Origin of the sequence: Devosia sp. SD17-2 (assembly GCF_029201565.1) — a bacterium.
Taxonomy (GTDB): domain Bacteria; phylum Pseudomonadota; class Alphaproteobacteria; order Rhizobiales; family Devosiaceae; genus Devosia.
This window is the reverse complement of sequence record NZ_CP104002.1, coordinates 2,560,385-2,580,244: the sequence shown is the minus strand read 5'-3', so window position 1 is coordinate 2,580,244 and position 19,860 is coordinate 2,560,385. Positions and strand designations below refer to the sequence as shown.

Here is a 19,860-nt window from a genome sequence, read left to right as displayed (position 1 = left end):
TCCTTGGCCTAGAGCGGCGTTTGTGATTAGTTGTCTATAGAACTAGACAAGTGGAGGCAAGCGAGTGAGTGACCCGAACGGGCGGAAAAGAGCGCTGGACGTTCTCGCGTCTGCCTCAGCTAAGGCATTGGCTGGAAAGTGGGATTTGTTCCCTGATAAGCCGGAATTCGTCAGCCTGCGCGGACCGGAGACTGGGATGGTGATGGTGCGCGGCATGGCGGGCGGCGGCGGTGCCGCCTTCAATATGGGCGAGGCGACGGTGAGCCGGGCGAGCGTCCGGATTGCCTCAGGCGAAGTCGGGCACGGCTATTGCCTTGGACGCGACCTCGACAAGGCGCGCGTCATTGCGGTGATTGATGCGCTTTATAAAAGGGATAGCGCGAGGATCGAGGCCGAGTTCATCGCGCCGCTCGCGGCTGCGCGCTTTGAAGGGGATGCGCGGCGTCGGGCCGAAACGGCGGCCACCAAGGTCGATTTCTTCACCATGGTGCGCGGAGACGATTGATGCGTATGGACGATTTCAGCGTGGGGTTTGCAGACCCCGTTCGGGATAGCCAGGCGGTTTTTCGCGTGCTTCTGGACGCATTGGCGACGCCGGGCGCGATCAAGGCCCTGCCCAAAACCCTGCCGCGAATGAGTGACACCAGCCCCGAATTGGTTAGCACACTGCTAACCTTGACCGGCCCCGAGTGTGAAATTGCGCTCTCGCTCGCGCTGCAGACGGAGCCGGTCCGGCAGTTCGTCGCGTTTCACACAGGCGCGCGCCTGACGGACGAACTTGAAGCGGCCGCTTTTGTCTTCGTCGCCGAGGGCGATGCTCTGCCCAAGCTCAGCCAGTGCAATCTTGGCACCCAGGAGTTCCCCGACCGCTCCACGACGATCATCGTCGCGGTGACGTCGCTGACCGATGGCCCGCAGCGCGTGCTGCGTGGACCCGGGATCGAAACCGAAGCGCGTTTTGCTGTGTCGGGCCTGCCGGAAGATTTCGTCGCGCAGTGGTCCGAGAACCGCGAGCTGTTTCCGCGCGGGGTGGACATGATTTTCGTTTCGGACGGGCAGGTGCTTGGCCTGCCGCGCACGACCCGCATGGTGGAGGCATAAATGTATGTTGCGGTAAAAGGCGGCGAGGCCGCCATCGCCAATGCCCATCGCCTTCTGGCGGATCGGCGGCGGGGTGATCGAGCGGTTCCGGCGCTGCGCCTGGACCAGATCGTCGAACAGCTCGGCCTAGCGGTCGACCGGGCCATGGGCGAGGGCGCCCTTTATGATCGGGAGCTGGCGGCGCTGGCCATTTTGCAGGCGCGGGGTGATCTGATCGAGGCCATTTTCCTCGTGCGGGCCTATCGCACCACGTTGCCGCGGTTTGGTTATTCCAAACCCATTGATACCGGCGCTATGCAGATCGAGCGGCGCATCTCGGCAACCTTCAAGGATTTGCCAGGCGGGCAGATGCTCGGGCCAACTTTTGACTATACGCACCGCCTGCTGGACCCGACTATTCCCGATGATGTGGCCGAGACGCCGGTGCTCCGTGACGGCGAGCCGGAAGCGTCGCCCCGCGTTACCGACCTTCTCGGGCGGCAAGGGCTGATCGAGGACGACGGCGTCTATGACGCGACGGCTCCAGTGGGAGACCTGACGCGCGAGCCGATGAACTATCCGCTCGACCGCGATGTGCGCCTTCAGGCGCTGGCGCGCGGCGATGAGGGATACCTCCTGGCGCTGGGCTATTCGACACAGCGCGGTTACGGACGCACTCACCCGTTTGTCGGCGAGATCCGGGTCGGCGAGGTGGATGTGGAGCTCGATATTCCCGAGCTTGGCTTCGCCGTGAACCTCGGGCGCATTCGGGTGACCGAGTGTCAGATGGTCAATCAGTTCAAGGGTTCGGCAAAGATCCCGCCGCAGTTCACGCGCGGCTATGGGCTGGTGTTTGGCCATGCCGAACGCAAGGCCATGGCCATGTCGCTGTGCGACCGCGCGCTGCGGGCCGAGGAGTTTGGCGAGGATATCGTCGCGCCGGCGCAGGACGAGGAATTCGTCATTGCGCATTCGGACAATGTGCAGGCCACCGGCTTCGTCGAGCACCTGAAGCTGCCGCACTATGTGGATTTCCAGGCCGAGCTCGATCTCATCCGAAGGATGCGGGCCGAGCATGAGCGCAAGCAGGAGGCGGCGGAATGATTTTTGCGCCTTTACCCCTCATCCGTCTCGCGCGGGGCGCGAGCCACCTTCTCCCTCAAGGGGAGAAGGACAGTGCGGTGTCCCTCTCGACCTGCGAGGAAACAATCCAATGACGCAGTACAACTTCGCCTATCTGGACGAAGAAACCAAACGCATGATCCGGCGCGCCATTTTGAAGGCGGTTGCCATTCCTGGCTATCAGGTGCCGTTTTCGAGCCGGGAAATGCCGATGCCCTATGGCTGGGGCACGGGGGGCGTGCAGGTGACGGCCGCGATCATTGGGCCCGATGACGTGCTCAAGGTGATCGACCAGGGGGCTGACGACACGACCAATGCGGTCTCGATCCGGGCGTTCTTTGCCAAGGTCGCAGAGGTGCGGACGACGACCCACACGGCCGAGGCGAGCATTATCCAGACCCGCCATCGCATTCCCGAGCGGGGGCTCGAGGCCGGGCAGGTGATCGTCTATCAGGTGCCGATCCCCGAGCCGCTGCGCTTCCTTGAGCCGCGCGAGACCGAAACGCGAAAGATGCATGCGCTCGAGGAATATGGGCTGATGCACGTCAAACTCTATGAGGACATCGCGCGGCACGGCCACATCGCCACGACCTATGCCTATCCGGTGAAGGTCGAGGGGCGCTATGTGATGGACCCCTCGCCAATCCCCAAATTCGACAACCCCAAGATGCACAAGAGCGCAGCCTTGCAGCTGTTCGGGGCAGGGCGCGAGCATCGCATCTATGCCATCCCGCCGTTCACCGAAGTGGTGAGCCTCGATTTCGAGGACCATCCGTTCGAAATCCAGACTTTTGAAGAACCCTGCGCCATTTGCGGTGCGGAGAATGTCTATCTCGATGAGGTCATCCTGGATGACCACGGCGGGCACATGTTTGTCTGCTCGGACACCGACCATTGCGAAGAGCGCCGCGCGGCTGGGCATGTCGGGGCGCTCGGTGTGAGCCAGGAGGCGGCGGAATGAGTTTTGCAATGAGCGCTGAGCCGCTGCTGAAGGTCGAAAACCTCTCGAAATTCTATGGCGAGCGGATTGGCTGTACCGATGTGAACTTCGAACTCTGGCCCGGCGAGGTGCTGGCCATTGTGGGGGAGAGCGGTTCGGGCAAATCAACGCTGCTCAATACGCTGTCGGCCCATATCGAGCCGACCGGCGGCCGCGCGCTCTACCGTATGCGGGACGAGCAATGGCGAAATATCTATGAGCTGTCTGAGGCCGAGCGTCGGTTCCTGACGCGCACCGACTGGGGCTTTGTGCACCAGAACCCGGCGGACGGGTTGCGCATGACCGTGTCGGCCGGAGCGAACGTCGGCGAACGGCTCATGGCTGTCGGGGATCGCCACTATGGAAAAATCCGCGACACGTCGCTGGATTGGCTCGGAAGGGTCGAGATCGCGGCGGACCGGATCGACGATCAGCCGCGCAGTTTTTCGGGCGGCATGCGGCAGCGTCTGCAGATTGCCCGCAATCTGGTGACCGGCCCAAGGCTGGTGTTCATGGATGAGCCGACTGGCGGGCTCGACGTGTCCGTGCAGGCGCGCCTGCTCGATCTCCTGCGCCAGCTGGTGAGCGAACTGGGACTTTCGGCAATTGTCGTCACTCACGACCTGGCCGTGGCGCGGCTGCTGTCGCACCGGATGATGGTGATGAAGGGGGGCAGGGTGATCGAAGCGGGGCTGACCGACCGGGTGCTCGATGATCCGCGCGAGCCCTATACGCAGCTGCTTGTGTCTTCGATTTTGCAGGTGTGATCGTGGCCGAGCTGTTCAAACCCCTCACCCGTCTCGGCCTTCGGCCGATCCACCCTCTCCCTCAAGAGGAGAGGGGGAGCACCGCGTTCGTCTGTTCACTGAGTTTCCCTTTTTCCCCTGAGGGAGAAGGTGGGAAGGCGGGTGTCGTCTATCTTCACGGAGCTATCCAATGAGCGCTCTAAACGTTCAGAGCCTATCCAAGACCTTTACCATGCACCTGCGGGGCGGGATTACGCTGGGGGTGGTGGAGAATGTCAGTTTTGCTGTCGAGGCCGGCGAGTGTGTCGTTCTTGGCGGACCGTCGGGCGCTGGAAAATCGTCCATTTTGAAGATGGTCTATGGCAATTACAGCGTCGATCAGGGGCAGGTGCTGATCGGGCATGAGGGCGCAGAGGTGGATCTGGCCAGTGCCGATCCGCGCACGGTCCTGACCCTGCGTCGGGATGCGATTGGCTATGTCAGCCAGTTCCTGCGGACCGTGCCGCGCGTGTCGGCCATCGACGTGGTTGCCGAGCCGCTGGTGAGCCGGGGTGTTGCCAAGACCGAGGCGCTGGAGCGCGCCGGTGCGCTGCTCACAAAGCTCAATCTGCCGGAACGGCTCTGGAGCCTGCCGCCCGCGACCTTTTCGGGCGGCGAGCAGCAGCGCGTCAACATTGCCCGCGGTTTTATCACCCATCACCCGGTGCTGCTGCTCGACGAACCCACCGCATCGCTCGACGCCAGGAACCGGGCCGTGGTGGTGGAGATGATTGCCCAGAAGAAGGCCGAGGGCGTGGCCATGCTCGGCATCTTCCATGATGACGATGTGCGAAACGCCGTTGCCGACCGTGTGGTCGACGTTTCGGCCTTCGCCCCACAGCGGGCCGCCTGACAAAAAAGGCCGCCGCACAGGCGTTATGCCGTCTGTCCGACCCTGATTGCCCGGAAGAAATCCCTTCCGGGCAATATTTATTGGTGTCACCAAAGCTTCATTGCAGTGTAATGGCAGCGTCAACGGCGCGCTCTAAGCAGTCCTCATCGAAATGAGAGGGCGGTCCATGCTGAAGATTGCACACGTTACTCGCCGGTTTGGCGACAAGATCGCCGTCGACGATGTAACGCTGGATATTCCGCAGGGGCAGATGGTCGGTATCATCGGCCGATCCGGCGCGGGCAAATCGACCCTGCTGCGCATGATCAACCGGCTCAATGACGTCTCGTCGGGCGAGATCGTTTATGACGGGGTTCCGGTGTCGGCGCTCAAGGGGGCGGGGCTGCGCGGCTGGCAGCGCGACTGCGCCATGATCTTCCAGCAGTTCAATCTGGTGCCGCGCCTTGATGTCATCACCAATGTGATGCTCGGCCGCCTCAATGGCCGAAATCCGGTCGCCAATCTGTTACAGATTTTCTCCGAGGACGAGCAGTTCGCGGCGCTCAAGGCGCTGGAACGGCTTGATATTGCGCAGACGGCGACGCAGTGGGCGCAGACGCTTTCCGGCGGTCAGCAGCAGCGCGTGGCGATTGCCCGGGCGCTGATGCAGAGCCCGAAAATGATCCTCGCGGACGAGCCGATCGCCAGCCTTGATCCGCGCAATGCGCAGATCGTGATGGACAGTCTGCGCGATATCAATGCCGAGGGCATTACCGTCATCACTAATCTGCATACGCTCGATACGGCGCGCGCCTATTGCGAGCGCATTGTCGGCATGTCGGCGGGCAGGGTGGTGTTCGATGGCACGCCGGATGAGCTGACGACCGATGTGGCTCGCAAGATCTACGGCGCCGACGGGCTCAAGGAAGCTTTTTCCGAGGCCATGACCTCGACGTCGATCGCGCCGGTGGCGGTCCCGCGCGCCGATACACACGCCCAGCTGGGCTGATCCCTCTTCCAATCTCCTGCGGGCCGGCAGTCGGCCCAAATCCAAACCCGTCACCAAAGGATTACCAATGTTTTCCCTTCGCAAACTGCTGCTGGCCTCTGTTGCTCTCTCCATGTCCACCGCGGCTTTCGCACAGGACGTCACCGCTCTGCGCATCGGCCTTGATGGCGGTGAGAACGAAGCCGATCAGCTGCGTCGCTCCGAATGCGTTGCCGATCCGCTGAAGGTCGCAACCGGCGCCAGCGAAGTGCAGTTCTTCCCCTCGCCGGACTATAACGGCATCATCCAAGGCCTGCTCGGCGGCACCATCGACATCGCCATCATGGGCGCCTCGTCCTATGCCGCCGTCTATCTTCAGGACCCGGATGCGGTTGACCCGGTGCTGACCACGCAGCAGGCTGACGGCTCCTCGGGCTATCACACCATCATGGTGGCGCGATCGGACAGCGGCATCACCGATCTGGCCTCGACCAAGGGCAAGAAGCTCGGTTTTGCCGATCCGGACTCCACCTCGGGCTATCTGATCCCCAAGGTGGCGCTGCCGAACGACATCGGCGCTTCGATCGAAGACTTTTATAGCGAGACCGGCTTTGGCGGCGGCCACGAAAACCTCGTGCTCGCCATTGTCGACGGCAATTGGGATGTCGGCACCACTTTCGGTTCGGGCCAGGGTGATTTCTCGGAAGGCTACACCTCCGGCAATCTGCGCATCATGGTCGACAAGGGCATCCTCGACATGGATGATCTTGTCGAAGTCTGGAAGTCGCCGATCATCCCGAACGGTCCGCTGATGGTCTCGAACAGCCTGCCGGCTGAAACCAAGGCCCAGGTGACCGCCTTCTTCAAGGCGCTGCCGGAGACCGATTTCGAGTGCTTCGACGCCTTCACCGCTGGCGGGTACACCAATTTCATCGACGCCGACCAGAGCCTTTACCAGACCATCATCGACGCCCGTAAGTCGGTGATCGGCGGTTAATTACAACATGCTGACGGCAGCCCATTGGGCTGCCGTTTTTGCTTTTAGGGGCTGTTTGCATGGCAGACATCGGGCACGCGGCAGGGCTGACGCCGGCCGGCCAATCGATCCTTGAACATTATCGGCGGCAGGTGCAGACGCGGCGCGTCTATTCGGTGCTGATCGTGGCTGGCGTGGTCATCGCGCTGGCCATGGCGATGAATTATGCCAATGCGGCCAACTCGGGGAAATTCTTCGAGCGGCTGCCCTATATGTTCGATTTCATCAAGAATTTCGTGCCCCGGGATCCGCTTGAGATTTTCCGGGCGATGTTCGATCTCGAGAGCCCCTATTTCGATGGCTCGGCGAAATATGACTATACGTCGAGCCGGGTCTATCTGACTGATAGTTTCTACATTCCGCATTTCATTTACCAGCTGGTGGTGACGGTCAATATCGCCGTGGTCTCGACGCTGATCGGCGGGGGGATTGCCTTCTTCCTTTGCTTTTTTGCAGCGACCAATCTGGTCGGGGCAGGGGCCGTGCGCTGGTTCGTCCGGCGGGTGATGGAAGTGCTCCGCGCCTTCCCCGAAATCGTCATCGCGGGCCTCCTCACCGCCATCATCTCCATCGGTCCGATCGCGGCAATCGTGGCGGTGTCGCTGCACACGATCGGGGCGCTGGGAAAACTGTTCTTCGAGGTCGTCGAGAACGCCGACATGAAGCCGGTGGAGGGCCTGCAGTCGGTTGGCGCGAGCTGGCTGGAGCGGGTGCGCTACGGCATCATTCCCCAGGTCATGCCCAATTTCGTCAGCTACGGCCTGCTGCGGCTTGAGGTCAATGTTCGCGCCTCGACCATCATCGGTGCGGTTGGTGGCGGCGGCATTGGCGAAGTGTTCCGCCTCTCGATCGGGCGCGATTATGCCGCCCAGACCTACGCCATCATCATACTCCTCCTCGTCACCATCATCGCCATCGACCAGTTCTCGGGCTGGCTGCGCCGGCGCCTTGTGGGTGACCAGAGTTTTGAATTTGCAAAGGCGACCCAGTGATGACCGCTTTGAGCGCCGCCGAAAAGGCACGACTGCAGGCCAAATTCCCAAGTGTCTTCCACCAGGGCGTGTTCAAGCGCTTTGGGCTGGTGATGGGGCTGGGCGCTGCAGTGATTTACCTCGTCCTCTGCTGGTTCTTCTTCAATGTCGGCCCGGCACTGCAGAACGGCAAATGGGATCGCGCCGCGATCTATCTGCAGGATTGGTTCAGCTGGCGTGCGCAGCCGCGCCTGCGCTTTGGCGATGATGGCAGCGTGACCCCGCAATGGTCGAGCCGCGGGCAATATGCCCAAGGCGCCGAGATCGACTGGCTGACGCCCAATGCCGACGGGTCGATGCGCGTCAGTTTTGACGGGGAGACGGATCGGCTGCATGTGACGACGACGCAGGTGGACGTCTATTATGACGGGACGCTCTATCCGGTCGTGATCACGGCGGATGGCGCCTTTGCGCCCGAAAATGCGCCTGCCGCGATCCAGCAGGATCGGCAGAAGGTGATCGTCGATTATGGTTTTGCCGGGCAGGCGGAAATCCGCGGCAATCAGGTCTATGTGCAGCGGCGGTTCTTCGGCTGGGCCAATTTCCTCTACGATCCGCGCTCGGTGCTGTGGGGCAATGATCTCGTCTCGACCATCGGGCTGATCTTCTCCGGCGATCGGGTCGATCCCGATCGGTCCAATGCGGCACTGGTCCTGGATGAATGGCTCAATAATGAAGTCTGGCAGCATGGCGATATTCTCACCAAGCTGATGCAGACCCTGGTGATGGCCTTTGTCGGTACCCTCTTGGCCACTGCCGTCGCGTTCCCGCTGGCCTTCTTTGCGGCCCGGACGATCACCCCGAACCGGGCGACCAACTGGCTGATGAAGCGGTTTTTCGACTTCGTTCGGTCGGTCGACATGCTGATCTGGGCGCTGTTCTTCACCCGTGGTTTCGGCCCGGGCCCCATCCCCGGCATCGCCGCTATCTTCTTCACCGACACCGGTGCGCTCGGAAAAGTCTATGCCGAGGCGCTGGAGAACGTCGACGACAAGCAGCGCGAGGGCATGAAGTCAGTGGGCGCCAGCCCGATGGCGGTCAATCGTTTCGGCGTGGTGCCGCAGGTGCTGCCTGTGTTCGTCTCGCAGTCGCTCTACTTCTGGGAGAGCAACACCCGCTCGGCGACCGTGATCGGGGCCGTCGGGGCCGGTGGTATCGGGTTGAAACTGCTGGAGTCGATGGGCACCAATTCGGACTGGGACAAGGTGGCCTATATGGTGCTGCTGATCCTGCTGGTGGTGTTCCTCTTCGACAACCTCTCCAACGCCATCCGCTCGCGCCTCATAGGGCCGAATGCCCATTAGGGCGTTGCATTTGTGTCATGCAAATTTGGCGAAGCTGTCGTGGCTTCGCCAATGTCTGACATCTCTGCCTCTTATCTCGGGTTCAACAGGTCAACCAGAAATCGGACAGACGATGAGCACGCTCCTGGGCATTGGTTTGTCGGTGAGTTCCACCGACGGGGAAATTGCCAGCCTCAACGAGGATCCCAGCCCATTCAGTCGCCGCCACTTATTCTACCAAGCACAAAGTCTACCAACCACAATTTGCAGCGAGCCAGCTGATTAACCGCCGAACGCCAAGGGTACGTCGAAGGTCCAGCTGTTTCTGCCGGCCCCGGAAGGTATGGGCGGGAAAGGGGCAGCGCGCTGGACGGTGGTGATGCCGGCCTGATCGACGGCGGAATTCCCAGACGAGCGGGCGATTGAAACATTCGCGAGTTGTCCGGACGCGTTGACGGTAAATCGGACCACGACTTCTCCCCGGTTTGAGCCAGTCCGGCGCAGGGCCCGACGCAGTTCCGAGATAACCACGCTGGGATAGCGAGCGACCTCTGCCTGTCCCCCGCTGCCATTGCCCGATGCCGTCGCCGGGGCGCCTGCCGCGGCCACCGAGTCGGCTTGACTTTGGCCGCCGTTCCCGGCCTGACCGGGCGCGCGGGTCTTGGGCGGTTGGGCAGCGGGACGCGGTGTGGGTTTGCTCGGGCGCTCAAAGCTAAGGGTCTGGGGAACCGGCGCGACCTTGAGGTCATCCACGCTGATGGGCTCGATCGAGGCGGTCTGCAGCGGTTCTACCGTCGACGACATTGCCTCAAGGGCGTCGGTGCTATCGGACGTCAGTTCAACCCTCTGCGGTGGTTCAAGCGCCTCCATTGGCTCCGCCTGAACGGGCACTTCAGGCGGGGTCGGATCAACGGGCTCGATTTGCTCGATCTGCAAAGGCTCGATTTGAGCCTCCACAGGATCGATTATTTCTGAGGCAAGAGGTTCAAGGCTTTGAACTGATGAGCCTGCCGAAACAGCCGTGACCGTCGCATCGCTCTGGAGCACCTGGGTGCTGTTGGTGGCTACCGTTGAGAGTGCGACAATGCTGACGCTGACGGGTGTGGGCGCCGGAGCGTCATCCACATCGCTCCAGTTGAAGCCGATCAGGAACAGTCCAATCATGCCGGCATGCACCAGGGCGGAACCGGGAAGCGCATAGTGCATCGGTCAGTCCGTTTGCCTGCGTTCGGTGATCAAGCCGATCTGGCCATAGCCTGCCGCTGACAGCTCACCCATCACCTCCATGATCCGGCCATAAGCTACAGTGGAGTCTCCGCGCACATAGAGCCGCTCATCGGTGCCATCGACAGCCAGGCTTTGCACGGTCGCTACAAGGGTCTGCATGGTCACCTGATCACCATCAATGGAGAGGTCACCAGCATCAGTGACGGTGACTGTGATCGGCTTCCTGTCGAGCGGCATTGCGGATGCCGCCGTCCTGGGCAGATCCACTGGGACGCCCATGGTCATCAGCGGGGCGGCCACCATGAAGACAATCAGCAGCACGAGCATGACGTCCACCAAGGGGGTGATGTTGATATCGCCGATCGGTGCCGCGGAGGCCCGTCCGCGGCGTCCCTTGCGCCCCTTATTTCCGTTCAGTGCGATACCCATCAGTCAGCTCTTGCGGCGTCGAACTGGCGGGACAGCATGGCCGTCATCCGGTCAGCGAAAGCATCGAGGCGGGCGACCAGCTTGCCGGCGTCAGAAGAGAGTTTGTTGTAGGCTATTACCGCAGGGATGGCGGCGAGCAGACCCAATGCCGTGGCGAGCAGGGCTTCGGCAATGCCGGGTGCCACCACAGCCAGCGAGGTGTTTTCAGCCGAAGCAATCGCGGTGAAGGCATTCATGATGCCCCACACCGTTCCGAACAGGCCGACAAAGGGACCGGCGCTACCGATCGTGGCAAGGAAGCCCAGACGCTTCTCAAGTTCTGCGCTCTGTTCCGTGACGGCCAGATCTAGTGCGATTTCAAGCCGGCTTTGCAGCCCGGCGGTGTTCGTCGAGGCGGCGACGGCGTGGCTCTTGTCCAGCTCGTCCATAGCCGCGAGGAAGACGGCGGAAAGGCCGGTCGGGGATTTCCCGCCATAGATGCGACGCAAATCATCAAGGGACGGGTTGTGGGCGAAGGCCCGGTCGAACGCGGCCATTTCCTTGCGGGCCCGAGCATATGTCGCGGCGCGATTGGCGATGATCGCCCAGCACCAGACGGAGGCCAGCAACAGCCCGATCATCACGGATTTTACGACCCAGTCCGCCTGCAGGAACAGGGAGAGCATGGAGAAGTCGTGTGCCTGTGCTGTCATGGCGATCAGACCCCGAAAGCAACATCGGGCCGGGCCGTTGGCACCAGCGCGGACAGGCAGCTTGCCGGGTCGATGCCCTCACCATCGCAGGTGCCGATATCGTTGATCAGCACGCGGCTGACATCGGCGCATCGCAGACCCGCCAACTCAAACTGGAGCACCTTGGTCTTGCCTGGCGCCAGGTTCTTGAAATCCAGAGTGACGATCCGATCGATGGCGCCACTCTGGCCAAACAGAGCCATTTCGACAGCGGCACGATTGAGCTGGCCGCCAAGATCGTTGGTGGCAAGGAACGTGACCCGGCACCCCGCATCTGCGTCCTGAAAAGCGTTGAGCTCAAGGGCGAGAGCAGGTGGCCGTGGGGCTTCCTGGGCGAAGGCGGCGGCGCTGAGCCCAAGGCTGAGGAGGAGGGCGAATGGCATATGGGGCATCAGGCAACTCTGGTGTGAAATGGCGTATCGCGCCGAATGGATTGGGGGAGGACGAAAGGTGCGCCACCGGCAGGCCGTGCGCCCACGCTTAGCGGGCATTCGAATACGTCTTCGACCACTGAATCTGTGATGACGGCTTCCGGCCGCCCGGATGCGGCCAACTCACCCTTGCGCAGTGCGACAACCTGATCGGCGTACATGGCCGCGAGATTGAGATCGTGCAGAACGGCGATGACGCCGCCACCGCTGTCTGCGAACCTGCGGGCCACGTCCATGATCATCAGCTGGTGGCGGATATCGAGGCTTGAGACGGGCTCATCAAGCAGTAGAAAGCGGGGTACGCCGTCGAGCACAGGGAGCCAGACCTGACAGAGCACCCGCGCCAGCTGCACGCGCTGCTGTTCGCCGCCGGAGAGTTCACCATAGTAGCGACCGCCAAAGCCCGGCAGATCGACTGCATCGAGCGCCTGTTCGGGAAGCCGCGACAGCGCCGCGCGCGCAGGGCCCGGCCGCCCAGCGCTGATGCCCATGGCCACCACCTCTCGCACCGTGAACGGAAACGGAAGTGTGCTGGTCTGCGGAAGAACGGCCCGATGCGTCGCCGCTTCTACCGGAGAGAGAGCCGCCAGATCGCGGCCATTGATGCGAACATTTCCCTGGTAGGGATGGTCACGGCATACGGCCTTGAGCAGGGTGGATTTCCCCGAGCCATTGGGGCCGATTATGGCGGTCAGCTCACCGGCCACAGCGCTCATGCTTATACGATTGAGGATGGTGCGGCCGCCGAGCTGCACCGAGAGATCTTGTACTTCGATCATGGGCTACCACACAAAGGCCGAGCGACGGCGCAGCAAAATCCAGAGGAAGAAAGGGCCGCCAAAAACTGCCGTGACAATGCCGATCGGAATTTCAGCGGGAGCGACCACCAGACGGCTGATGGCGTCGGCCAGCAGCAGGAAGGCTCCCCCCAGAAGGGCGGATGCCGGCAGCAGGTAGCGGTGGTCCGGACCAATGATCAGGCGCAGCAGATGGGGCACCACAATGCCGACAAAGCCAATGCCGCCGCTGACGGCCACGGACGCGCCGGTTGCGGCAGCGACTGTGATGATGGTGAGGAGTTTGAAACGCTGCACCGGCACACCGAGATGGGCCGCAGTGGCTTCGCCCAAGGTCATGGCATTGAGGCCCTTGGCAAGAAAGCCCGAAACGGCCAACGCCACGATTATGATCGGACCGGATGCGGCAACCTTGATCCAGTTCGCCCCGGCAAGAGAGCCCAGTCCCCAGAAGGTAAGGTCGCGCAGCTGGGCGTCGGTAGCCACATAGACCATGACGCCGGTGACCGCCCCCGCCAATGCGGCGATGGCAATGCCGGCCAGCAACATGGTGGCTATAGCCGTCTGCCCACTGCGGGTGGCGACCGAATATAGGATGAAGGTGGTCACGAGGCCGCCGAAGAACGAGGCCAGCTGCAGCGAGTAGATGCCAAGGAGCGCGGTGAGCGGTGCCAGGATCGTGGTGCCGAGCACGATGATGCCAACGGCACCGAGGCTGGCGCCGGCCGACACGCCAACCAGACCAGGATCAGCCAGGGGATTGCGGAACAGACCCTGCATGAGCAGGCCGGAGACAGCAAGCGCAGCCCCGACCAGTGTGCCCATGATCATGCGCGGGAGCCGAATGTTGTAGATCACGGCGTGATCGCGAATGGCGTCCAGCTCACTTGCCTGGGCCATGCCAAGCCATCCCTTGAGGATGGTCCAGGCCGACGCTCCGGACGCGCCTGTGGTGAGCGACAGCACCATGGCAAGCAGCAGCACCACACCAAGCACCGCGACAGCGGATCGCCCCAGATGGCTGCGGTCGCCCGCTTCTGCTGGGCGCGATGTCTCGGAGGCGAATGTCATGACGCTGCTCATGGCTTCACTGTGCCTGCGCTGTCGTGCCGTAAAGCAGGCCGGAGACCTCAGCGGCTGCGGCCGACGTGCGCGGACCAAAGTTCAGCAGATACGCCCCATCGAGCCGATAGATGGCCTTGGTTTCTGCGATCGGTGTCAGGCCAATGGCCGGATGGGCCAGCAGCTCAGCGTCGGAGGCGGCGTGGTCACCCCCGCGATCCATCATCAGGATGGCATCTGGCGCTGCCTGAATGATCGCCTCTTCGGTGAGGGCTTTGTAACCGGAATATTCGACGATGGCATTTTGCGCGCCGGCCAGCGCAATGATCCCGTCGGCCGCAGTTCCGGTGCCGGAGGCCTGGATCTTGCCCCCCTCCACGCTGAGCACAAACAGCACGCGCTTTCGCGTTTCGATTGCTGCCGAGGCATCCTTGAGGGCATCGAATTGCGCCTGAATCTCATCAGCATAGGCCTGCGCTTTTTCGGCGACATCAAGCGCCTGGCCCACGCTGGTAATCTTCTCGATCACGCCCTCTGCCGAATAGCTTTCCGGGACGGTCTGAAATTCGACGCCTGCCTGGGACAGGACTTCGAGTGCCTCGGGAGGGCCGCTGCCTTCCAGTACCAGGAGTGCAGTCGGGCTGAGGGAAAGGACACCTTCAGGTGCGAGCTGACGGGCATAGCCAACATCGGGAAGCGCTGTTGCGGCTTCGGGGTAGGTCGCGGTTTGATCTCGCCCCACAAGCCTTTCGCCCTCGCCAAGGGCAAAGACAATCTCGGTGAGAGAGCCGCCGATTGAAACCAGGCGGGAGGAATCGGTGAAAGGCTTGAGCTCTGCGGCCGATGCCACTGGTGCCTGTGCTAGCGACGCACAAAGGATAAACGGCAGAATAAAAGTACGCATGATATCCTCAAGCCGCATCAGTGCGGAGGAAGGTGGGGAGCTGCTCAACAACGTCACGCCAGGGCGCACGCTCGTCGGCGCCCTCCTGGCGCTTTCCGAAGAACTGGATGATCAGGTCTCGATTGGCGTCGTAGACCTCCACAGAAGTGACGTGCCCGTCTGAGGTGGGTTTGCGGACACCCCAGACGCTCTCGATTTGATCGAGCCGCAGATGCAGGTGGAAGGTTTCGTCCATGACGTTGAGCCACGGGCCCATCGGTTTGACATTGACGATCGGGCCAGAGTGGATCTGGACGCAGCCCTGATTGAAGACGAAAGCCATGACGGGCAGGTCGGTGCCTGCGACGGCATCAAACATGGCCTGTACGGCGCTGTGATCCAGACGCCACGCAAAATCCTCGCCCACCATTTCCAGCGCGTCGAGGCGCGGCAGGTTGAGCTTTTTGAGCATGGGGAAGAATTGGTGTGTGTCCGTCATCGCCGTCCAATGCTCGCGCAGCTCAGCCGGACCGGCTGGATCCCGGGTTGCAACCGGCGCGGTGGGCATTTCGAGGGCGATGTGGTCGGACTGATCCGGATGGCGGAGGTTTTCGACCAGCAGTGCCCAGGCCTCGAGCTTGGTGGCCGGACGGGAATGGACCTTGAAGATCGCGTTACCCTGACCATCGAAGAACTGTAGCGAGCGGCGTACCGCGCCCTCATCTCCGGCCTTCTCGACGGCGAAGCCAAACTTCCACCGGCTGGAGAAAATGCGCAGGTCGATGTTTTCGCCCAGGGTCATTGAGGCCATCGGGCCGATCACGACCTCTTCGACTATGCCGATCTTTTCGTGAACGGCGGACTCGTTGCGCGTCAGAACCATGATTTCGCCGCAAGCGACGAGACCGTTGAGCAGCACCTCTACATCTGCATGCAGCCGTTCTACCGACAGACCAGTGTGAGAGGCAACAAGATCGGCTTCGGAAATGCCATGAATGCGGGCAAAATCCCTCTCGCGCATCTGGGGGTGCAGCGCGCGCAGGCTGCGAATTTCCTCGGGTGTTTTGTTTTCTTTATGTGTCAACGTCTGAGCCTATTTGGTGAGGATGAGCTTGTTTTGGCGTGTGACGCGGAGCCGGTACGGGACGCCGTTATGAAGGATGACGATCTCCCGGCTGCCAGCGAACAGCTCGTCACTTGTCAGCACACGCAATTCCGCCTCCTCGGCGACGACGTTGGTCGGCATAGGCATCTTCGATCCGCTATTTTTTTGATTGGCTTACGGCGGATAAGGTCGGCCGTTGGCTACTTTGATAAACTTGACTCTCATAGCCATATTATCTAAGCAATGCAATAGGTGATCTGGCTTGTCATGTTTAGGCCGGATCAAACGTGTCAGCCAGCCGTCGCCAGCTCGCCGCAACCACATCATATCTGGAGTTACAAAATGGGGCTGGTTAAGAGCCACTCAGCGGCGCTGCTTGCGAGTGTCGCATTGGGAATGATCATGTCGCAGGGGGCAGCTGCGCAGACGCCGGTCAACGCAACCTATGTGACCTTGCTCGAGCGGCTGGTCATCGGTCTGGGCGGCGCGCCAAAAGTTGCCATTGATACGCCACAGGCAGTGACGGTGGTGACCGGGGACGACATTGATCAGCTCCAGGCAACGACCACTGGCGACATCTTCGCGACGGTACCGGGGGTTACAATTGTCGGCTCGGAGCGTCAGCTCGGTGAGGCCTTCAACATTCGCGGCATCGGTACGACGGAAAACTCGTCTGACGCGGCGCGTATCGTCGTCAACATTGATGGTCAGCCGAAATTCTTCGAGCAGTACCGCATGGGGTCGTTCTTCTCTGACCCCGAACTCTACAAGCAGGTGGAGGTGCTGCGCGGCCCGGCTTCATCGACGCTTTACGGCGCGGGTGCCATCGGTGGGGTAATCAACTTCACCACCAAGGACGCATCAGACTATATCAAGGACGGCCATACTGGCGCGCTCCGTCTCAAGCAGACATTTGACAGCAACGGATCGGGGACACTGACCTCAGCCGTGCTTGCCCAGCAGATCAACGACACGTTCGAAATTCTTGCTGCGGGCAACTGGCGCCGGACCAATGAAATTGAAAAGGCCAATGGCACACCGCTCTCGGGTTCCGAGTTCAACAGCCTATCTGGTCTGATCAAGGGCACCGCCCATTTCGGCGACAACGACGAGCAGACCCTGACGGCGTCCTATCAACGCTTCAACAGCCAGACCGATAAGAGCCGCTATTCACAGACCGGGGTGATGGCCGGCGACCCGTTTGGCTATATCGATCGGGATGTCATCGACCAGACCGGCGTCATCAAATGGTCCAACCCGGCCGCGGACAATCCCTGGCTCGATCTCAACCTGGCCCTCAGCTTCTCCGATACGCTGAACATGCAGCGCAATCACCGCGCCACGCCCGGCGGCCCGGTTACCAATTACCCCGCACCGAGCACCTTTGCTGATACCGACTATCAGTATCGCACCTGGCAGCTGACCGGCGACAACACGATCGAGTGGATCGGCGACGGCTTCGAAAACTACACGACCATCGGCTTTCAGGCCAGCACCCAGGACCGTCTGGTCAACTTCCCGCCCGTGGGGCATGTGCCTGTTGGGACCCATCCGGAGGGTACAGAAAACAAGCTTGGCCTGTTCGTCCAGAACGAATTCATCCTGGATGACCGGTTGACCCTGTTGGCCGGCGTTCGTGGTGACTTCCACGAAATCAATCCGACGACAGCAGGCCTTCCCAGCCGCTCCGACTCGGCGTTTTCGCCAAAGCTTGCCGCGCTCTATGCGTTCAATGACAATTTGAGTGTCTTTGCCTCGATCGCGCACACGCAGCGCCTGCCCACGCTCGACGAACTCTATTCGTCCAGCGCCAGCAAGACCACCAGCCTTGGCCTGCTCAAGGAGCGTGCCAACACGGTTGAAGGCGGCTTTGCCATATCGGGAAGCGATTTGCTGATGTCCGGTGACTCCGCGGCGCTCAAGACGACGGTTTTCTACAACCACATCCAGGACATGATTGCTTCCAACGGCACTGCAGTCGGGGTGCCGTATTACGGGAACGTTGCTGAAGCGGAGCTCTATGGCGTTGAAGTCGAAGCAGCTTACGACTCAGAATGGGCCTTCGCCAACCTGGCGCTGTCAGTCACAACCGGCAACAACCTTATCACAAACGCGCCGCTGACGACCGTGCCACAGTCCAAGGTGGTGGCGACCCTCGGTGGCAAGCACCCGGAATGGAACCTCGCTTACGGCGCTCGCCTGACGGTGGCCGCAAATGGTGAATACATCATCAGCCCGGGCGATGGTAAGGCAGAAGGCTTCAGCACGGTCGACCTGTTCGCGTCGTGGAAGCCCGAGTCTGGCCCACTGGCAGGCACCCAGGTGCAGTTTGGCGTCGATAACCTCTTCAACGCGAACTACCGCGAGAACCTCGCATACGATCGGTCAGCCGGTCGCACGTTCAAGGTCAGCCTGTCTCGCCAGTTCGACTACTAAACGCTGCAACAAGAGCGGGGGAGGTTACTTCTCCCCCGTCCGAAGCTCATCGACACTCGGGTGCGGGCCGACCACCTTATTCGGCGTCACCGCACATGACGATCTCAACGCCCGTCTCGGCCAGATAGCCAGCTGCATCGGACGGTAGCCTGTCCGTGAAAAAATGCGTGACGCTGTCCAAGCGGGCAACACGCACGGAGGCTTCTCGACCCCATTTGCTGGCATCTGCAGCAAGGAAGGTCAGGCGGGCGGTGCTCATCAACTTTTGCGTTAATTGAGCCTCGCTGTAGCTGTAGTCCAGAATTCCCTTCTCGAGATCGAGGGCGCCGGCCCCGAAAATGGCGTGGGAGGCGTAGAATTTCTCGAAATAGTCGAGGGTGTCCGGGCCCACCACGTCGCGGTCATTATGGCGCATGATGCCGCCTGTGAGATGAACTTCGATCTGCGGCGCGTCTGACAGGGTCAGGGCGACGTCGATATTATTGGTTACAACGCGCAATTTGTCGTGGTTACGCAGGGCTTTGGCGACGAACTGAACCGTGCTGCCTATGCCCATGAAAATGGTGGACTCGGGCGGGATCGCTGCCGCCACCTGCGCAGCAATGTTCTGCTTGGCAGAGGAATGGAGTGCCGCACGGGCATTGACTGAAAGGTTGCGGCGCTGGACGGGCAGGTCCACGCCTCCGTGAAAGCGGCGCGCAAAACCGAGATCGCAGAGGGCATTGATATCGCGGCGAATGGTCTGCGTGGTCAGGTCATAGCGCAGGGCGAGCTGCTCGATATATTGAGCGCCTTCTGTTTCAATCAGCGCGATAATATCGCGTTGCCGCGCCGATAGCCTGTCCTGGCCCATGGCCGTCATTATCCCAGATAGATTTGTGGATTGTCGGTGATCACCCCGGTCAGCCCCGCTCTCCAGAAAGAGACGAGTTCGAGCGGGTCATTGCTGGTCCATGCGCGCACCTTGATCCCCCTGGCTGATGTCTGCTCGAGAAGGCCGATGCTCAGGCCCTTGAAATGGGCATGGATGCTGGTCGCCGAGGTTTCGGCAAGCAGGGCCTCCCAATTGTCCGGCACTCGGTCCCAGAGCATGGCCAGTTCGAGCTCAGGCGCCAGACGGTGCATGGCCTTGAGGCATTCCGGATCAAAGCTCGAGATCATTATCTGCATATGCGCCGGGCGCCTGATGATCGCGGCGTGCACCGCACTGACCAATTGGTCGAGCGACTGGTGATGGGGGTGCTGCTTGATCTCGACATTGATGTTGAGGCCAATCTCACCGAGCGCGGTGATAACCTCTGATAGGGTCGGGATGCGTTCGCCGGCAAAGCGGGGGGCGAACCAGGCTCCGCCGTCCAGGATCGCGATCTCTGCAGCTGTCAATGTGCCCAGATTGCCCGTGCCGGACGAGGTGCGGTCAACGCTGTCATCATGGATGACGATCAGCTCGCCATCGGCGCTGAGTGCGACGTCCAGCTCTACCCATTTTGCCCCTTGTTCCGCAGCGGCGCGGAAGGCCGCAATGGTGTTTTCCGGAGCGATCGCAGAGGCACCGCGATGGGCCTGGACCTCGTCCCGGGCGGGGCCGGGCAGTGGGGAGATGGTCATGGTCAAATCTTCTTG

The 19,860-nt window shown here is 61.5% G+C and carries 22 protein-coding genes; 11 read left to right on the top strand and 11 right to left on the bottom strand.

What is annotated here, in order from left to right; all coding sequences use genetic code 11:
• The first annotated feature begins 64 nt into the window (after positions 1 to 64).
• The 10 genes from phnG (at position 65) to phnE (NYQ88_RS12580) (ending at position 9,157) form a co-directional block, all read left to right on the top strand.
• Positions 65 to 505: a phosphonate C-P lyase system protein PhnG gene (gene phnG / locus NYQ88_RS12625; RefSeq protein ID WP_345774592.1), complete on the top strand. Its 441-nt coding sequence runs from the start codon at positions 65 to 67 to the stop codon at positions 503 to 505.
• The gene (gene phnH / locus NYQ88_RS12620) at positions 505 to 1,101 is read left to right on the top strand and encodes a phosphonate C-P lyase system protein PhnH (protein WP_275651485.1); all 597 of its coding nucleotides are present in this window, start codon (positions 505 to 507) and stop codon (positions 1,099 to 1,101) included. Before phnG ends, phnH begins: the two co-directional genes overlap by 1 nt.
• Positions 1,102 to 2,184 (top strand): carbon-phosphorus lyase complex subunit PhnI, encoded by a 1,083-nt coding sequence (locus NYQ88_RS12615; RefSeq protein WP_275651484.1) that lies wholly within the window; start codon positions 1,102 to 1,104, stop codon positions 2,182 to 2,184.
• A gap of 109 nt (positions 2,185 to 2,293) precedes the next feature.
• Entirely contained in the window at positions 2,294 to 3,163 is an 870-nt protein-coding gene (locus NYQ88_RS12610; protein ID WP_275651483.1) for an alpha-D-ribose 1-methylphosphonate 5-phosphate C-P-lyase PhnJ, read from the top strand.
• Between the two features lie 8 nt (positions 3,164 to 3,171).
• Complete coding sequence (gene phnK, locus NYQ88_RS12605) at positions 3,172 to 3,948, top strand: phosphonate C-P lyase system protein PhnK (protein ID WP_275654921.1); 777 nt, start codon at positions 3,172 to 3,174, stop codon at positions 3,946 to 3,948.
• A gap of 169 nt (positions 3,949 to 4,117) precedes the next feature.
• Positions 4,118 to 4,819, top strand: a complete 702-nt coding sequence (gene phnL, locus NYQ88_RS12600; RefSeq protein ID WP_275651482.1) for a phosphonate C-P lyase system protein PhnL — start codon at positions 4,118 to 4,120, stop codon at positions 4,817 to 4,819.
• 166 nt (positions 4,820 to 4,985) lie between these two features.
• On the top strand, positions 4,986 to 5,807 hold the full coding sequence (gene phnC, locus NYQ88_RS12595) for a phosphonate ABC transporter ATP-binding protein (RefSeq protein WP_275651481.1): 822 nt from the start codon (positions 4,986 to 4,988) through the stop codon (positions 5,805 to 5,807).
• A gap of 67 nt (positions 5,808 to 5,874) precedes the next feature.
• Positions 5,875 to 6,783 (top strand): phosphonate ABC transporter substrate-binding protein, encoded by a 909-nt coding sequence (phnD, locus tag NYQ88_RS12590; protein ID WP_275651480.1) that lies wholly within the window; start codon positions 5,875 to 5,877, stop codon positions 6,781 to 6,783.
• A gap of 59 nt (positions 6,784 to 6,842) precedes the next feature.
• Complete coding sequence (phnE, locus tag NYQ88_RS12585) at positions 6,843 to 7,814, top strand: phosphonate ABC transporter, permease protein PhnE (protein WP_275651479.1); 972 nt, start codon at positions 6,843 to 6,845, stop codon at positions 7,812 to 7,814.
• A complete protein-coding gene (gene phnE, locus NYQ88_RS12580; protein WP_275651478.1) occupies positions 7,814 to 9,157 on the top strand; it encodes a phosphonate ABC transporter, permease protein PhnE in 1,344 nt (447 codons plus the stop codon). The genes phnE (NYQ88_RS12585) and phnE (NYQ88_RS12580) overlap by 1 nt, the downstream gene beginning before the upstream one ends.
• Before the next feature lie 261 nt (positions 9,158 to 9,418).
• Here phnE (NYQ88_RS12580) and NYQ88_RS12575 read toward each other — a convergent pair whose 3' ends face one another.
• The 9 genes from NYQ88_RS12575 to NYQ88_RS12535 are packed head-to-tail and all read right to left on the bottom strand — an operon-like array spanning position 9,419 to position 15,942.
• On the bottom strand, positions 9,419 to 10,342 hold the full coding sequence (locus tag NYQ88_RS12575; RefSeq protein WP_275651477.1) for an energy transducer TonB: 924 nt from the start codon (positions 10,340 to 10,342) through the stop codon (positions 9,419 to 9,421).
• A 3-nt stretch (positions 10,343 to 10,345) separates the two neighbouring features.
• Complete coding sequence (locus NYQ88_RS12570; RefSeq protein WP_275651476.1) at positions 10,346 to 10,792, bottom strand: biopolymer transporter ExbD; 447 nt, start codon at positions 10,790 to 10,792, stop codon at positions 10,346 to 10,348.
• Positions 10,792 to 11,484 carry a protein TolQ gene (tolQ, locus tag NYQ88_RS12565; protein ID WP_275651475.1) on the bottom strand — a complete coding sequence of 231 codons (693 nt, stop codon included), beginning with the start codon at positions 11,482 to 11,484 and terminating at the stop codon, positions 10,792 to 10,794. Before tolQ ends, NYQ88_RS12570 begins: the two co-directional genes overlap by 1 nt.
• 5 nt (positions 11,485 to 11,489) lie before the next feature.
• Positions 11,490 to 11,915 (bottom strand): hypothetical protein, encoded by a 426-nt coding sequence (locus NYQ88_RS12560; protein WP_275651474.1) that lies wholly within the window; start codon positions 11,913 to 11,915, stop codon positions 11,490 to 11,492.
• Complete coding sequence (locus tag NYQ88_RS12555) at positions 11,915 to 12,733, bottom strand: heme ABC transporter ATP-binding protein (RefSeq protein WP_275651473.1); 819 nt, start codon at positions 12,731 to 12,733, stop codon at positions 11,915 to 11,917. Before NYQ88_RS12555 ends, NYQ88_RS12560 begins: the two co-directional genes overlap by 1 nt.
• 3 nt (positions 12,734 to 12,736) lie before the next feature.
• Positions 12,737 to 13,822 (bottom strand): iron ABC transporter permease, encoded by a 1,086-nt coding sequence (locus NYQ88_RS12550; protein ID WP_275651472.1) that lies wholly within the window; start codon positions 13,820 to 13,822, stop codon positions 12,737 to 12,739.
• A 16-nt stretch (positions 13,823 to 13,838) separates the two neighbouring features.
• Positions 13,839 to 14,717 (bottom strand): ABC transporter substrate-binding protein, encoded by an 879-nt coding sequence (locus NYQ88_RS12545; protein ID WP_275651471.1) that lies wholly within the window; start codon positions 14,715 to 14,717, stop codon positions 13,839 to 13,841.
• Between the two features lie 7 nt (positions 14,718 to 14,724).
• A complete protein-coding gene (locus NYQ88_RS12540; RefSeq protein ID WP_275651470.1) occupies positions 14,725 to 15,780 on the bottom strand; it encodes a ChuX/HutX family heme-like substrate-binding protein in 1,056 nt (351 codons plus the stop codon).
• A gap of 9 nt (positions 15,781 to 15,789) precedes the next feature.
• Positions 15,790 to 15,942, bottom strand: coding sequence for a hemin uptake protein HemP (locus tag NYQ88_RS12535; RefSeq protein WP_275651469.1), 153 nt, complete (start codon positions 15,940 to 15,942; stop codon positions 15,790 to 15,792).
• Between the two features lie 261 nt (positions 15,943 to 16,203).
• Between NYQ88_RS12535 and NYQ88_RS12530 the strand changes: the two genes are divergently transcribed.
• Positions 16,204 to 18,237 carry a TonB-dependent receptor gene (locus NYQ88_RS12530; protein WP_275651468.1) on the top strand — a complete coding sequence of 678 codons (2,034 nt, stop codon included), beginning with the start codon at positions 16,204 to 16,206 and terminating at the stop codon, positions 18,235 to 18,237.
• A gap of 76 nt (positions 18,238 to 18,313) precedes the next feature.
• On the opposite strand, the gene NYQ88_RS12525 is transcribed toward NYQ88_RS12530, so the two are convergent.
• Both NYQ88_RS12525 and NYQ88_RS12520 read right to left on the bottom strand, forming a co-directional pair.
• A complete protein-coding gene (locus NYQ88_RS12525; RefSeq protein WP_275654920.1) occupies positions 18,314 to 19,090 on the bottom strand; it encodes a DeoR/GlpR family DNA-binding transcription regulator in 777 nt (258 codons plus the stop codon).
• 8 nt (positions 19,091 to 19,098) lie between these two features.
• Positions 19,099 to 19,845, bottom strand: a complete 747-nt coding sequence (locus NYQ88_RS12520; RefSeq protein ID WP_275651467.1) for a glycerophosphoryl diester phosphodiesterase — start codon at positions 19,843 to 19,845, stop codon at positions 19,099 to 19,101.
• Between the last annotated feature and the right edge of the window lie 15 nt (positions 19,846 to 19,860).

What these genes read in the sequence shown, in the direction of transcription:
- NYQ88_RS12525 (WP_275654920.1), bottom strand. Translation starts at nt 19,090, where the DNA reads ATGGGCCAGGACAGGCTATCGGCGCGGCAACGCGATATTATCGCGCTG.
- NYQ88_RS12535 (WP_275651469.1), bottom strand. Translation starts at nt 15,942, where the DNA reads ATGCCGACCAACGTCGTCGCCGAGGAGGCGGAATTGCGTGTGCTGACA.
- NYQ88_RS12550 (WP_275651472.1), bottom strand. Translation starts at nt 13,822, where the DNA reads ATGACATTCGCCTCCGAGACATCGCGCCCAGCAGAAGCGGGCGACCGC.
- NYQ88_RS12610 (WP_275651483.1), top strand. Translation starts at nt 2,294, where the DNA reads ATGACGCAGTACAACTTCGCCTATCTGGACGAAGAAACCAAACGCATG.
- phnK (WP_275654921.1), top strand. Translation starts at nt 3,172, where the DNA reads ATGAGCGCTGAGCCGCTGCTGAAGGTCGAAAACCTCTCGAAATTCTAT.
- phnE (WP_275651479.1), top strand. Translation starts at nt 6,843, where the DNA reads ATGGCAGACATCGGGCACGCGGCAGGGCTGACGCCGGCCGGCCAATCG.
- phnL (WP_275651482.1), top strand. Translation starts at nt 4,118, where the DNA reads ATGAGCGCTCTAAACGTTCAGAGCCTATCCAAGACCTTTACCATGCAC.
- NYQ88_RS12570 (WP_275651476.1), bottom strand. Translation starts at nt 10,792, where the DNA reads ATGGGTATCGCACTGAACGGAAATAAGGGGCGCAAGGGACGCCGCGGA.
- NYQ88_RS12575 (WP_275651477.1), bottom strand. Translation starts at nt 10,342, where the DNA reads ATGCACTATGCGCTTCCCGGTTCCGCCCTGGTGCATGCCGGCATGATT.
- NYQ88_RS12560 (WP_275651474.1), bottom strand. Translation starts at nt 11,915, where the DNA reads ATGCCCCATATGCCATTCGCCCTCCTCCTCAGCCTTGGGCTCAGCGCC.
- NYQ88_RS12555 (WP_275651473.1), bottom strand. Translation starts at nt 12,733, where the DNA reads ATGATCGAAGTACAAGATCTCTCGGTGCAGCTCGGCGGCCGCACCATC.
- NYQ88_RS12530 (WP_275651468.1), top strand. Translation starts at nt 16,204, where the DNA reads ATGTCGCAGGGGGCAGCTGCGCAGACGCCGGTCAACGCAACCTATGTG.
- phnH (WP_275651485.1), top strand. Translation starts at nt 505, where the DNA reads ATGCGTATGGACGATTTCAGCGTGGGGTTTGCAGACCCCGTTCGGGAT.
- NYQ88_RS12615 (WP_275651484.1), top strand. Translation starts at nt 1,102, where the DNA reads ATGTATGTTGCGGTAAAAGGCGGCGAGGCCGCCATCGCCAATGCCCAT.
- tolQ (WP_275651475.1), bottom strand. Translation starts at nt 11,484, where the DNA reads ATGACAGCACAGGCACACGACTTCTCCATGCTCTCCCTGTTCCTGCAG.
- phnC (WP_275651481.1), top strand. Translation starts at nt 4,986, where the DNA reads ATGCTGAAGATTGCACACGTTACTCGCCGGTTTGGCGACAAGATCGCC.
- phnD (WP_275651480.1), top strand. Translation starts at nt 5,875, where the DNA reads ATGTTTTCCCTTCGCAAACTGCTGCTGGCCTCTGTTGCTCTCTCCATG.
- NYQ88_RS12545 (WP_275651471.1), bottom strand. Translation starts at nt 14,717, where the DNA reads ATGCGTACTTTTATTCTGCCGTTTATCCTTTGTGCGTCGCTAGCACAG.
- phnE (WP_275651478.1), top strand. Translation starts at nt 7,814, where the DNA reads ATGACCGCTTTGAGCGCCGCCGAAAAGGCACGACTGCAGGCCAAATTC.
- NYQ88_RS12520 (WP_275651467.1), bottom strand. Translation starts at nt 19,845, where the DNA reads ATGACCATCTCCCCACTGCCCGGCCCCGCCCGGGACGAGGTCCAGGCC.